At 44.0% G+C, this 13,639-nt stretch carries 18 protein-coding genes; 8 read left to right on the top strand and 10 right to left on the bottom strand.

From position 1 onward, the window contains the following. The first annotated feature begins 1 nt into the window (after position 1). The 7 genes from lptB to mgtE all read left to right on the top strand — a co-directional run bounded on the left by lptB (position 2) and on the right by mgtE (position 5,730). A complete protein-coding gene (gene lptB, locus Q4561_RS01020) occupies positions 2-727 on the top strand; it encodes an LPS export ABC transporter ATP-binding protein (RefSeq protein ID WP_303456757.1) in 726 nt (241 codons plus the stop codon). Between the two features lie 75 nt (positions 728-802). Further along, positions 803-2,287, top strand: coding sequence for an RNA polymerase factor sigma-54 (locus Q4561_RS01025; protein WP_303456759.1), 1,485 nt, complete (start codon positions 803-805; stop codon positions 2,285-2,287). A 29-nt stretch (positions 2,288-2,316) separates the two neighbouring features. Continuing rightward, entirely contained in the window at positions 2,317-2,604 is a 288-nt protein-coding gene (hpf, locus tag Q4561_RS01030; RefSeq protein ID WP_013785361.1) for a ribosome hibernation promoting factor, read from the top strand. A gap of 8 nt (positions 2,605-2,612) precedes the next feature. Further along, on the top strand, positions 2,613-3,056 hold the full coding sequence (gene ptsN, locus Q4561_RS01035) for a PTS IIA-like nitrogen regulatory protein PtsN (protein WP_303456762.1): 444 nt from the start codon (positions 2,613-2,615) through the stop codon (positions 3,054-3,056). A 39-nt stretch (positions 3,057-3,095) separates the two neighbouring features. Beyond that, the gene (rapZ, locus tag Q4561_RS01040) at positions 3,096-3,941 is read left to right on the top strand and encodes an RNase adapter RapZ (protein ID WP_041453031.1); all 846 of its coding nucleotides are present in this window, start codon (positions 3,096-3,098) and stop codon (positions 3,939-3,941) included. Next, positions 3,941-4,213 (top strand): HPr family phosphocarrier protein, encoded by a 273-nt coding sequence (locus tag Q4561_RS01045; protein WP_303456765.1) that lies wholly within the window; start codon positions 3,941-3,943, stop codon positions 4,211-4,213. The genes rapZ and Q4561_RS01045 overlap by 1 nt, the downstream gene beginning before the upstream one ends. Positions 4,214-4,371: 158 nt before the next feature. Continuing rightward, a complete protein-coding gene (mgtE, locus tag Q4561_RS01050) occupies positions 4,372-5,730 on the top strand; it encodes a magnesium transporter (protein WP_013785365.1) in 1,359 nt (452 codons plus the stop codon). A 2-nt stretch (positions 5,731-5,732) separates the two neighbouring features. Here the strand turns inward: mgtE and Q4561_RS01055 are convergent, their stop codons facing one another. The 10 genes from Q4561_RS01055 to rplM form a co-directional block, all read right to left on the bottom strand. After that, a complete protein-coding gene (locus Q4561_RS01055; protein ID WP_303456769.1) occupies positions 5,733-6,629 on the bottom strand; it encodes an AraC family transcriptional regulator in 897 nt (298 codons plus the stop codon). A 158-nt stretch (positions 6,630-6,787) separates the two neighbouring features. Then, positions 6,788-6,991 (bottom strand): hypothetical protein, encoded by a 204-nt coding sequence (locus Q4561_RS01060; protein WP_303456771.1) that lies wholly within the window; start codon positions 6,989-6,991, stop codon positions 6,788-6,790. A 109-nt stretch (positions 6,992-7,100) separates the two neighbouring features. Then, on the bottom strand, positions 7,101-7,307 hold the full coding sequence (locus tag Q4561_RS01065; RefSeq protein ID WP_303456773.1) for a hypothetical protein: 207 nt from the start codon (positions 7,305-7,307) through the stop codon (positions 7,101-7,103). Positions 7,308-7,430: 123 nt separating this feature from the next. Then, positions 7,431-7,886 carry a ClpXP protease specificity-enhancing factor gene (locus tag Q4561_RS01070; protein WP_303456776.1) on the bottom strand — a complete coding sequence of 152 codons (456 nt, stop codon included), beginning with the start codon at positions 7,884-7,886 and terminating at the stop codon, positions 7,431-7,433. Then, a complete protein-coding gene (gene sspA / locus Q4561_RS01075; protein WP_013785368.1) occupies positions 7,883-8,515 on the bottom strand; it encodes a stringent starvation protein SspA in 633 nt (210 codons plus the stop codon). Before sspA ends, Q4561_RS01070 begins: the two co-directional genes overlap by 4 nt. A 109-nt stretch (positions 8,516-8,624) precedes the next feature. Continuing rightward, complete coding sequence (locus tag Q4561_RS01080) at positions 8,625-9,359, bottom strand: cytochrome c1 (RefSeq protein WP_013785369.1); 735 nt, start codon at positions 9,357-9,359, stop codon at positions 8,625-8,627. Further along, complete coding sequence (locus Q4561_RS01085; protein WP_303456780.1) at positions 9,359-10,621, bottom strand: cytochrome bc complex cytochrome b subunit; 1,263 nt, start codon at positions 10,619-10,621, stop codon at positions 9,359-9,361. The genes Q4561_RS01080 and Q4561_RS01085 overlap by 1 nt, the downstream gene beginning before the upstream one ends. Before the next feature lies 1 nt (position 10,622). Next, on the bottom strand, positions 10,623-11,255 hold the full coding sequence (gene petA / locus Q4561_RS01090; protein WP_013785371.1) for a ubiquinol-cytochrome c reductase iron-sulfur subunit: 633 nt from the start codon (positions 11,253-11,255) through the stop codon (positions 10,623-10,625). A 477-nt stretch (positions 11,256-11,732) separates the two neighbouring features. Beyond that, positions 11,733-12,125, bottom strand: a complete 393-nt coding sequence (gene rpsI, locus Q4561_RS01095; protein ID WP_013785377.1) for a 30S ribosomal protein S9 — start codon at positions 12,123-12,125, stop codon at positions 11,733-11,735. 12 nt (positions 12,126-12,137) lie between these two features. Next, complete coding sequence (gene rplM / locus Q4561_RS01100; protein ID WP_013785378.1) at positions 12,138-12,566, bottom strand: 50S ribosomal protein L13; 429 nt, start codon at positions 12,564-12,566, stop codon at positions 12,138-12,140. A gap of 343 nt (positions 12,567-12,909) precedes the next feature. Between rplM and Q4561_RS01105 the strand changes: the two genes are divergently transcribed. Further along, positions 12,910-13,554, top strand: a complete 645-nt coding sequence (locus Q4561_RS01105; RefSeq protein ID WP_303456784.1) for a hypothetical protein — start codon at positions 12,910-12,912, stop codon at positions 13,552-13,554. Positions 13,555-13,639: the final 85 nt, after the last annotated feature.

Consider the following 13,639-nt stretch of genomic DNA (forward strand, 5'->3'; position numbering starts at 1 on the left):
CATGGCAACGTTGAGCGCACAAAGTCTTGCAAAAGCGTATAAATCACGACAAGTGGTTCGCGATGTAAGCTTATCGGTTTCTACTGGGCAGATTGTAGGATTACTTGGCCCTAATGGCGCGGGTAAAACCACAACTTTCTACATGATTGTAGGCTTAGTTCCCCTTGATAAGGGAAAAATCATCATTGATGACAGCGAATTAACCCACGAGCCTATGCATGAACGTGCACGTCGCGGCATTGGTTATTTGCCCCAAGAGGCGTCTATCTTCAGAAAGCTGACGGTGTTTGAAAACATCATGGCGATTTTACAAACCCGTAAAGGGTTAAGTTCAGCAGATCAAGAACAAGAAGCTGACGCGCTACTTGATGAATTTAATATTAACCATATACGTAATAGTACGGGTATGAGTTTATCCGGAGGTGAACGCCGCCGAGTAGAAATCGCTCGAGCATTGGCAGCCAATCCGCAATTTATTTTGCTAGATGAGCCATTTGCTGGTGTTGATCCTATATCGGTTAATGATATAAAGAAGATCATTCAACATCTTCGTGATAGGGGAATTGGAATCCTCATCACCGATCACAACGTAAGAGAAACACTGGATGTGTGTGAGAAAGCGTATATTGTGAGCCAAGGCGAACTCATCGCGCAAGGGACGGCAGAACAAGTTTTAAGTAATCAGAAAGTAAGGGATGTATACCTAGGAGAACAATTCAGGCTATAGTTACTGTAACCGAATTGTCATTTTCAGTTTTAAGCACGGGTATATTCACAACAAGAGTTTAAAAATAAGACGTAGATGAAACCATCTTTACAGCTAAAGTTCAGTCAACAACTTACTATGACACCGCAGTTGCAGCAGGCTATCAAACTGTTGCAGTTGTCTACGCTCGACCTGCAGCAAGAGATACAGGAAGCACTCGACTCAAACCCTCTTTTAGAAGTTGAAGAAGGCGGTGATGACCACCCTGTTGAGAAAAACAACATGGATGGTGACGACCCTTCGGTAGAAGCAGCACCTACCGCGTCTAGCGATTCGATAGAAGCCGGCGATGCGCTGGAAAAAAATGACCTTCCGGATGAATTGCCCATAGACAGCACTTGGGATGAATACTACTCGGCCTCTTCTGCACCCGCACCTGGTCCATCAAACAATGATGACGACCAACTGTTTCAGGGTGAAACTACCGACAACATTCAAGACCATTTGCTTTGGCAGATGCGATTAACACCTTTTTCAGATACCGACCGCGCAATTGCTACCGCCATTATCGACTCAATCGATGAATCTGGTTACCTCAACGTACCCATTGAACAGATTTTAGAATCAGTGAATTCTGACGATGTTGAAGAATTGGTGGAAATGGACGAAGTTGAATGTGTACTAAAACGCATTCAAATGTTCGACCCTATCGGTTCAGGCTCTCGTACCCCTCAAGAATGTTTATTGGTGCAATTACGCCAGTTTTCAGACGATACCCCTTGGCTTACCGAAGCCAGACAGCTTATTAACGAGTACTCAGACCTGCTGAGTAGCAAAGATTACCGCACGTTAATGCGTAAGAGCCGTTTAAAAGAAGATCAGCTACGTGAAGCCATGCGCTTATTGCAAACGCTGAATCCTCGCCCTGGTAGCGCATTAATTACCAAAGAGCCGGAATACGTTATTCCTGATGTTTCGGTAAATAAAAAGAATGGCCGTTGGGTGGTGGAACTTAACCCCGATAGTTTGCCAAAGTTAAGTGTGAATCAACAGTACGCTGCCATGAGCCGACGCTCAAAGAACAGCAGCGACTCACAGTTTATTCGCTCGCATATGCAAGAAGCCAAATGGTTTATTAAAAGCCTTGAGTCAAGAAACGATACCTTGATGAAAGTAGCGAACTGTATTGTGCAGCAACAAATGGGTTTTTTCGAGCACGGCCCAGAAATGATGAAACCAATGGTGCTAAATGATGTCGCAGAAATGGTAGATATGCATGAATCCACCATTTCTCGTGTCACCACGCAAAAGTATATGCATACCCCACGTGGCATTTTCGAATTGAAGTATTTCTTCTCTAGTCACGTGGCAACGGAATCTGGTGGTGAGTGTTCATCTACCGCTATTCGCGCGTTAATTAAAAAGCTTGTGGCAGCGGAAACGCCCAGCAAGCCATTAAGCGATAGCAAGATTGCTCAATTGTTGGCCGAACAAGGCATTAAAGTTGCTCGGCGAACAATAGCAAAATACCGGGAATCGTTATCGATTCCGCCGTCAAACCAACGCAAAAGCCTTATTTAAAGGCCTTGATAATTTAAGGAAGACGAAATATGCAAATCAACCTTACCGGTCATCATGTCGAAATTACTGACTCTTTGCGTAGCTATGTCGATACGAAGTTCAGCAAACTAGAGCGTCACTTTGATCACATATCTAATGTGCATGTCATCCTGAACGTCGAAAAACTCAATCAAAAAGCCGAAGCCACCATGCACCTCAGCGGCGCGGAAGTGTTTGCTTCATCTCACAATACTGACATGTATGCAGCGATAGACAGCATGATCGACAAGCTCGACAGGCAAGTTATCAAGCATAAGGAAAAGCTGAAAAAGCACTAAATATTAGTATGGAAATTCAAGCCATAGTAAGTTTGGACCGCACCGAGTGTGCGGTTCAATGTAATAGTAAAAAGCGTATTCTAGAGATTATTAGTGACATTGCCGCTAAAAATAATCCCGATATCGATCAGGCCACTGTGTTGAATAGCCTGCTTACTCGTGAGCGTATGGGTAGCACAGGCATCGGCAACGGCATTGCGTTGCCTCACGGTCGGTTACCGGGCTTAGAACATGTTATCGCCATTATTGTAACCAGTAATCCCGCCATCGATTTCGATGCGCTAGACGATCAACCCGTAGATATATTTTTCGCTCTGTTAGTACCAGAAGAGAAAACAGAAGGTCACTTACAAACCCTTGCCACGGTAGCAGGTAAATTAAGTGATAAAGAAACGGTGAAAGCCATTAGACGGGCTACCACCAGTGACGATATTATTACAGCGTTAAATTAATACAGCACTGCACCATATTATAAAAAGGGAGAAATGCAGGTGAAACTGATTATTATCAGTGGTCGTTCTGGTTCAGGAAAGTCAGTTGCGCTACGTGCCCTTGAAGACTTGGGATATTATTGCGTAGATAATATTCCAGTAAATCTCCTCCCTACTCTTACCCATACCGTGGTGGATGAATACGACCAAGTCGCAGTAAGTATCGATGTAAGAAACCTGCCAAAAAATCCAGCCGACTTGGTAGAGATTTTAGATTATCTCCCCTCGTCTTGGTCTATGACCATTGTGTATATCGACGCCAGTGACGATGTGCTAGTGAAGCGTTTCAGTGAAACACGCCGTCTTCACCCGTTAGCAAAACTCAACAAATCTTTATCTGAATCAATCAAAGCCGAATCAGACTTACTTGCACCTATAGTTGAGCGTGCCGATTTATATATTGATACGGATAAACTCACTATCCATCAACTTGCAGAACTTATTCGCGAGCGAATTCTAGGCAAGAAAAGCTCTCGTTTGGTACTGGTCTTTGAATCGTTCGGCTTTAAGCACGGTATTCCGAAAGATGCAGATTATGTATTTGACGCCCGCTTTCTGCCCAATCCACATTGGGAACCCGATTTAAAACACTTAACTGGCTTAGATGCCCCTGTAGAAGTGTTTTTAGGTTCACAGCCTGTGGTGACTAAATTTATTTGGCAAATACAGAACTTAATAACAACATGGCTGCCACATTTGGAACGCAATAACCGCAGTTATGTGACAATTGCGATTGGATGTACTGGTGGTCAACACCGTTCAGTATTTATTGCTCAGTCGTTAGCTAAAACCTTTGGCGAAATGCACCCAGATGTACAAATTCGTCACCGCGAGTTAAATCAGTAATGACAATTGAAAAAACACTTACCATCGTCAATAAGTTGGGCTTACACGCCCGCGCCGCCACTCAACTGGTGCAATTAGCTAACCAATTCGATGCTAAAATAGTGCTAGTAAAAGGTGATAAACAAGCCGACGCGAACAGTGTATTAGGCCTAATGATGCTTGAAAGTCACCAAGGTGAACAAGTAAATGTGGTCGTTGAAGGTAATGATGCTGAAGCTGCACTAAGCGCGATTGAAACCTTAATTGAAGGCCGTTTTAACGAAGACGAATAATGCAGCTTTCGATACGACGGAGAAATTCTGCTCAAAGCCGTCTATAATTTCACCATACGGCTCGTAATTGTCTGTACCTACTGTGCTTTTGTCATGACAGCGTCATGGCAAGTGCGATATCCTACCATTATAGAAATCCCATTTTTTAGGCGAAAGCAGTGGCAGAAGCGCTGGTCTCAAAATACGTACAAAGCCAACTTAGGGCACTAAATGGCGCGTTGAATAACGGCCAATTTGTTTCTGTACGAAAGCTTCTGCTTGAATTACCCCCATCAGATGTTGCACACATTCTCGAATCTAGCCCCAGTCGTACTCGTGACGAGTTATGGGAGCTTATCGATGGTGATTTCCACGGTGATATTCTAGAAGAACTCTCGGACGACGTACGTAACGGTATCATCACCAAAATGCTGCCTGCTAATGTAGTAGACGCGTTAGAAGAAATGGATACCGATGACTTAGCCGTTACCCTTAGTAGTCTGCCTGAGCCTGTATTACAGGACATTCTAGACTCTATGGATGCACAAGACAGGGTGCGTGCTGAACAGGCATTATCCTACGGCGAAGAAACTGCCGGTTTCATCATGAATACCGACACCATCACCCTTCGCCCCGATGTGACCATTGATGTAGTACTTCGCTATATTCGCCTTAAAGGTGAGTTACCCGAAAACACCGATACCTTTTACGTGGTGAACCGTACCGATAATTTAGTCGGTATCGTACCGGTAACTCGATTACTTACCGCTGAAACTGAAGCTAAAGTGTCGGATGTAATGGATGAAGAGTCTGAAGCTATTCCCGTTCACATGCCAGATGATGAAGTGGCCAGCTTGTTCGAGCGCTATAACTGGTTATCAGCCCCAGTGGTTGACGAAAAACATCGCTTAGTAGGCCGAATTACCATTGATGACGTGGTAGATATTATTCGTGAAGACGCTGAGCACTCCATGATGAGTATGGCGGGTTTAGACGATGACGAAGATACCTTTGCACCCGTATTGCAAAGTACTAAGCGACGCTCGGTATGGCTTGCGGTAAACCTGGTAACCGCGCTAATGGCGGCGATGGTAAGCGATTTGTTTGAAGCAACGCTAAGCCAATTGGCCGTACTTGCAATATTGAACACCATAGTACCAAGCATGGGCGGTGTTGCCGGAAACCAAACCCTTACCTTGGTTATTCGCGGAATGGCACTCGGGCACGTTAATGCCAACAACTCCCGCTGGTTAATTAGCAAAGAGATATCTATTGGTTTTTTAAACGGTGCGATTTGGGCAATCTTAATTGCTTCGGTAATAGCGCTTTGGAAACAAGACTACATGTTAGGAATTATTATCGCCTTTGCCATGCTGGTTAATATGATAGCCGCAGCAATGGCAGGCGCTACACTGCCACTTATCATGAAACGCTTGAAAATAGACCCAGCGTTAGCGGGAAGCGTAATATTAACAACTATTACTGATGTAGTTGGTATATTCGCGTTCTTAGGCACTGCTACGTTGTTTTTGATGTAGTGCTAACTTACTAATCCAGCCGGTATTTGCCTTTCGTGGCTCCATTGCTTAGGCGACTGTCCATATAGCCGTTTAAACTCTCGGCTAAATTGAGACGAGCTTACATACCCCACATCCATCGCAGCTTCATTCACATTCATGCCACCCAAAATCTTCATCGCGGCCGTATTTAAACGCATAGACTTCACAAACTGAATTGGGGACATACTTGTAGCTTGTTTAAACTTTCTGTGGAACACAGCGCGACTCATGCCCACTTGTGAGGCCATATCATCTATGGTTACCGTTGCATCTAACCGAGTAGACAAATATTCGATGGCCCGGGCAATTTCGTTTCCTACACCAAAAGCTCGCCTTGCTGAATCACCTGCACCGCCTTTGAGGATGGCGTAGTAAACTTCACGTAGTCGACTATTGCCAAGTACCGCAGTATCAGATGCATCTTGAGTAAGTTGTAATAGACGCAGCAGTGCTTCAGAAAACCCAAGGTCCCATTCAGAAAGCGTAATGCTTGGCGGTAACCCTGCGCCCTTAGATTGTCTATTCATGCCTGAGGCTCGCTCTACCTCCATCGTTAGCTCGGTCATTACGCGAGTATCAAGGGAAATAAACACACCTAATAACGGGTTATCTGGCGACGCACTAGGCGTTCCAGCCTCAACTGGCATAGACATGCTGCAGCACATGTATTGGTCAGTGCCATAGACATAAGACTTTCCATCTAGTATCGCCTCTTTAGTGCCACTGACAATTGCCACTACAGTAGGCTCGTATACCGCAGGGGCACATCGAACTCCTTCGGTAACTCTAAATAGCTGAACCCCTTTAATCCCCGTTTCAAATAAACCATCTTGGGTAAGTTTATTTTCAATGAGGGTTTTAATTTCTTGTTTGAACATGATGTTGGCACCAAAAGACAGACATAAAACAATAACGATACAAATAGGCACACTTTAGCTAATTAAACTGCCATAAATTAAGCCACTTGATACTTAGTGTTTATTTTAACACAAAGAGTTTCGCCCCTGATACGGGTAAAGATAACGAGTTGTTCTAACTAACCTGCTCTACTACCGTTTGGCATTGGTGTTTCAGGCATGGCCAAGCAAGGCGTTAACTTATCGGCGTAGCCAATATCAAACAACATACCTTGAGATACTTCGCCCGCCATCTTTTGCTCGGGTAAATTAAGGACAAACAACGCTTGCTTGCCTTTAAACTCGAAAGGGTTTTCACGCTCTTGTTTAATACCAATCCGCATAGATAATCGCCCACTCAGAAGGGCGAGTTTAAAATGTCCGTACTCTTTGTTGTGTTACCTTGATGTAGAACCACTATACCTGTGGTAACACGCCGCGATTACGAACATTTTAAGTCTCGCTGAGAGGGTAATTATCTATGCGGACTGGTATAATACCCGCAAGAATAGAGCGCTGATGATCACCAAAATCTACATTGAGCTTCATCAGCTTTTTAGACTTTTCCACCTCGGCGACATCGATAATTGTACCCACACGAATATCCAGCTTTTCAAAATCACTGAACTCAATAAGATCTTTAATTGAGGCGTTTTGCATAGGCTTATCTTTAAATTAGTATTAATAACGACTTACGAAACTAACAGAACAGACAGATTGGTACACGAAGGAAAGGTAAAGAATAAGCCGACTTCCTGCTAAGGCAGCAGGAAGTCAGAATGCTTATTTAATGACTTTTAAGGTAGGCTTTCCCTTTTTAGGGGGAACGGGTGCATCTGAATTATCAGACGCGTCGACGTCTTCAATAGATGCAGGCCCAGTGGCTTGAGGTTCAGATGGCTTACTTGTTTTGGCCATCTCCTCTTCGGTAGCAAATACAGTACCGGCGCCATTTTCACGGGCATAAATCGCCATAATGGCTTCGCTAGGCATGCTTAATCTTCGTGGTTGGCCACCAAAACGAGCTTGGAAAGAAAGCCCGGTTAGGTCCAATGAGAAGTTCACACATGCACTAGGCGACACGTTTAAAACGATTTGCCCATCCTTAACAAACTCTAAAGGCACTTCCACCATTTCATTCGTTGCATCAACAACAATGTATGGGGTGAGATCGTTGTCCACTATCCATTCGTAAAAGGCCCTTAATAGGTAGGGCTGATTAGACGTCATAGATGTCATAGTGGGTTGTGGATCTCGCGCTCTTGATCGGTTAGCGATGCTTTAAATGAACTGCGAGAGAAGATACGGTTCATGTATGCATTAATTTCTTTACTACCTGCGCCATTAAGCTCAATACCTAAAGCAGGTAAGCGCCACAACAGCGGAGCAAGGTAACAATCAACTAAGCTGAACTCTTCACTCATAAAGTAAGGCAATTCACCAAATACAGGTGCTAATGCAAGTAGCGCTTCACGTAAGTCGTTACGCGCAGCTTCAACGTTACCTTCACCACGGAAGATACGAGCTGCTAACGAATACCAGTCTTGCTCGATGCGGTGCATCATAAGACGGCTTTGGCCACGAGATACCGGATAAACAGGCATAAGTGGTGGATGCGGGAAACGCTCATCAAGGTATTCCATGATGATATGCGATTTATAAAGCACCAGTTCACGATCAACAAGAGTTGGAACGGTTCCGTAAGGGTTTAACTCCAACAGATCCTCTGACAGATTGCTAGGATCTGTGTAGCTTATTTCAACACCCACACCTTTTTCTGCCAACACAATACGCACCTGATGGCTGTAAATATCAATTGTGTCAGAGAACAACGTCATAATAGAACGTTTATTCGCGGCTACGGCCATTCAATTTCCTCCGTCGAGAAACTAGTTATGCCCGGTAATTCGGGCGAAATTCAAAGACTAAAAAAGGGGGCGAGAAGCCCCCTTTGCCATTATACATAATTCTGTGCGATTAGTGCACTTCTCGCCAGTATTCTTTCTTCAGCAAGTAAACAAATACAAACAGTACGGCAATGAAGATAAGTACCCATTTACCAATACGGTGTGATTCTAGCTTAGCCGGCTCACCAGTATACTCTAAGAAGTTAACAATATCGGCAACGGCTTGGTCGTACTCGTCTGGAGACATAGAACCTGTACCATCAGATTTAATGCCAACATATTGCTCAACCATTTCGCCATCTACCATGACTTCTTCGTGCATTTCAGTTGGTGTACCTTGTAAAGGTTGAAGCACATGCGGCATACCCACTTCAGGGAATACTTTGTTGTTCACACCAAATGGACGGCTCTCATCTACGTAAAAAGAACGTAGGTAAGTATATATCCAGTCTTCACCACGAACACGAGCTACAAGGGTTAAGTCTGGTGGCGCAGCACCAAACCAACCTGCCGCGGCATCTTCAGGCATTGCACGAGTAATATAATCAGCAACCTTCTCGCCAGTGAACTGAAGGTTTTCAGTTCCTAGCTCGTCAGGAATACCTAAATCGGCAAATGTACGCTGATAGCGCTGATACTTCATTGAGTGACAGCCTAAGCAGTAGTTCATGAACAACTGCGCACCACGTTGCAGCGAGGCCTTGTCGGTCAGGTCGATAGGTGCCTTATCAAGATGCACACTACCACCAGCGGCTAACGCTACACCCGGTAGAAAAAATGCTAGAAAGCACATCAATTTTTTCATTAGGCAATCCTCTCTGGTACAGGCTTAGTTTTCTCGTTACGGCTGTATAGGAACAACAACACGAAGAAACCAAAGTACATAACAGTCGCGATTTGCGACGCAACAATCTTCCAGTTTTCTTGAGGTGTAGCACCTAAGTAACCTAAGAAAACGAACACAATTGCGAACACAATAAGGTTTACTGTGTGTAAACCACAACGATAGCGCCACGATTTAACACGGCCGCGATCTATCCATGGTAAAGCGAACAGGGCTGCAATAGCACCAAACATAGCAAGTACACCAATTAGTTTATCAGGTACGGCCTTAAGAATGGCGTAGAACGGCGTGAAGTACCAAACAGGGAAGATATGTTCAGGTGTTTTCAACGGGTTCGCAATTTCAAAGTTAGGATGCTCAAGGAACTTGCCGCCCATTTCAGGTGCGAAGAACAAGATATACGTAAACAAGGCTAAGAAAATACAGAATGCTACCAAGTCTTTCAGCACCATGTGCGGGAAGAATGGCAAGATGTCATCAGCGATATCATACTTGCTAGTGTAGTACTCATGAATCTTAAACTTGGTTTTTTCAGACTCTGGTAACGAGCCTTTCTTATGCTTAATAGCGATACCGTCTGGGTTGTTTGAACCCACTTCGTGTAGCGCAATAATGTGTAAGAACACCAAAATAACAATAACCAATGGCAATGCAATAACGTGCAATGCGAAGAATCGGTTAAGGGTAGCACCCGAAATTACATAATCACCTTGTAGCCAGATAACTAGGTCTGGACCTACAACTGGAATCGCACCAAATAGCGATACAATTACTTGCGCACCCCAGTAAGACATTTGTCCCCAAGGCAATACATAGCCCATGAAGGCTTCAGCCATTAGTGCAAGGTAGATAAACATACCAAACACCCAAAGCAGTTCACGAGGCTTCTGGTAAGAACCGTAAATCATGCCGCGGAACATATGCAGATATACCACGATAAAGAACGCTGAAGCGCCAGTACTGTGCATATAGCGAATGATCCATCCGTAATCAATTTCACGCATGATGTATTCAACAGACGCGAACGCACCTTCAGAAGTCGGTACGAAGTTCATTGTTAACCAGATTCCAGTAATAATTTGGTTAACTAAAACGATGGTAGCCAAGAATCCAAACACGTACCAAAAGTTCATGTTTTTAGGGGCTGGGTATTGGATGGCGTGCATATTCGCCACACGCATAATTGGAATACGCGCTTCAATCCACTCTAAAAAAGCATTCATATTACACAGCCTCCGCTTCTGAGCCGAGAATGATATTTGTATCATCAACGAACTGATAAGGCGGTACAACAAGGTTTAATGGCGCAGGTACGTTTTGGAATACACGACCAGCCATATCAAACTTAGAACCGTGACATGGGCAGAAGAAACCATCTGGAACCCCTTCAACCACTTCTTCGAAAGCACCATCTTTAAGGTGCTGCGGTGAGCAACCTAGATGCGTACAAATACCTACTAGGATAAGGTACTCTTCTTTCATAGAACGGAAACGGTTCTGGGCAAACGTAGGTTGTTGCTCTGCTTCAGAGTTAGGATCTTTCAGTTTATCTTCGTGAGTGCTCAATTCTTCAAGAATTTCAGGGGTACGACGAACAATCCATACAGGCTTGCTTCGCCACATCACACGCACTAGCTGTCCAGGTTCAATCCCGCTGATATCTACTTCAACGTCAGCACCGGCCGCTTTCGCTTTGGCACTTGGATTCCAGGACGCAATAAAAGGCACTGCCGCTCCAACAACACCTACACCACCAACTACCGACGTGGCAACGGTCAAGAACCGACGACGGGTGTTGTTTTCTGGCTGGTTGTCATTGTGTGCAGACTCTGTTGCATCTACAGATACATTGCTCATCCACATTTCTCCAGGTTCGGATAATTATGATGTATAACCCTAACTTTTACTGGTTTTATCACGTTAGGATCGCCCATCATATGGCTTGTCATGAAGTTAACTCGAAGGCACTTATGTGCTCATTCGAGAATTCACTAAAGTTTCGTCAAATTTCGACCGCAAATGATAAAAGAAAAGCCCTTATAAACACAAGGTTTTACTGGTATTTAAGCAATAAATTAATCTGGGGTCATTGTTAAGAATTAGTGAGTGATTGGAATAAAATCAAGAATTTGACCGAAATTCGGTCATTTGAGGGCTTTTATTAAATCATTGTTAGCTTTATGTTGAAATGAAGCGCGGAAACTCAAAGTACTAATTGAGTAGGTAGATTAGCGACGGAAAGAGAAAAATTACAGCACGCGCTAAAGAAAGTAGATTTTTAGCCAAAAAATAAAAAACCCGGCATAAGCCGGGTTTTTTGCATAAAACGTAAAATTAACGTTTTGAGAACTGTGGACGCTTACGCGCTTTGTGTAGACCCACTTTCTTACGTTCAACTTGACGAGCGTCACGAGTAACGAAGCCAGCTTTACGTAGAGCAGGACGTAACGTCTCATCGTACTCCATAAGAGCACGAGTGATGCCGTGACGAATTGCGCCAGCTTGACCGTTAGAACCACCACCTTTAACAGTGACGTATAGGTCAAACTTTTCCAACATTTCAACAAGTTCTAGAGGTTGACGAACAACCATGCACTCAGTCTCGCGACCAAAGTACTCGTCTAGAGCACGTTTGTTTACTTGAATGTTACCTGAGCCTGGACGCAGGAACACACGAGCGGTAGAACTTTTGCGGCGGCCGGTGCCGTAGTATTGAGTATCTGCCATGTCGATTGCCCCTTAGATGTCCAAAACTTGTGGTTGCTGTGCTGCGTGCTTATGTTCTGCACCAGCGTAAACTTTCATTTTACGGAACATTGCACGGCCTAGAGGACCTTTTGGCAGCATTCCTTTCACTGCTTTCTCAATAACCATTTCTGGTTTGAAAGCTAGCAGCTTTTCAAAGTTAGTTTCTTTCAGACCACCTGGATAGCCACTGTGTGCATAATAGATTTTGTTCAATGCTTTACGGCCAGTAACCGTAATTTTATCAGCATTGATAACTACAATGTAATCACCAGTGTCCACATGAGGAGTGTACTCTGGCTTATGCTTACCACGAAGGCGCAATGCGATTTCTGAAGCCAAACGGCCTAGAGTTTTGTCTGTGGCGTCAACCACGTACCAGTCACGTTGTACCGTTTCTGGCTTTGCAACAAAAGTTTTCATTTAAATATCACCCGAATAATATCGTCGTTACTGATTTCTGAACACCAGAAATCACCATAAAATCAACACAAAGACCCCTTCGAGCCGGTCGATTCTTCCACCTTCCCAAAGGTGGGCGTAACTGGGCAGGGCGCGAATTATACAGGTTTTGACGAAAATGCGAACCCCTAATTTGCAATCTAGGATAGTTTTTCATCAAAAAGTGGCAACCGAAACTGTGATGCACTTATTCTATTTAGCTAATTCGTTTAGCAAGTTAGATTGTTTTTCTTGTTTTTTACCTGCAACTACTGTTAAAACATCTGTCAAAATCTCCAATTATCATCTACATAGGACTTCCACCATGCTTAGTAAACGTGGACTTTTCGCTATTTGTATCTCGCTTCTGGCGTACACCAACCTTACCTTCGCTGATAGCGACAATACCTTGCTGGCTATCCAACAACAGTGGGCAGCGGTAAATTATCATTACGAAAGTAAGGATCAAGAAGAAGCCTTCATAAAGCTTATCGAAGAAGCTGAAGCTTTTGCTGCCGTCTCTAATAACAGTGCCGAAGCGCTTACTTGGTTAGCCATCACACAATCTAGTGCAGCCAAAGCGAAAGGTGGTTTAGGTGCGCTTGATTTTGCCAAAGCGGCAAGAGCTAATCTTGAAAAAGCGATTGATGCAGATGAATCTGTATTAGAAGGTACAGCGTTAACTGTATTAGCCGCGCTATATCACAACGTACCCGGTTGGCCGGTTGCCTTTGGCAGTGACAAAAAAGCAGCTGGCTTATTTAAGAAGGCATTAACGCTTTTCCCAAACAGTATGGACACCCATTATTTTTACGCAGAATACTTGTTTGATGATGGGGAGTATGAAGAAGCGGCCAAGCATTTAAAACTAGCCAAGGACGCCCCTGAAAAGTTAAACCGCCCCATTGCCGATAAAGGCCGCAGAGCGGAAATAGAAAAGTTAGAAGCGAAAGTGGCAAGCAAGCTTTAACAGGTTAACTTTAAAAGCTTAGTCTTAAACACTGGCCTCAAAAGCTTGGTCTAAAAGCCAAGCTTTATACACAGATGTATAAACT

The sequence above is a fragment of the Alteromonas sp. 1_MG-2023 genome (assembly GCF_030547075.1).
Lineage (GTDB): Bacteria > Pseudomonadota > Gammaproteobacteria > Enterobacterales > Alteromonadaceae > Alteromonas.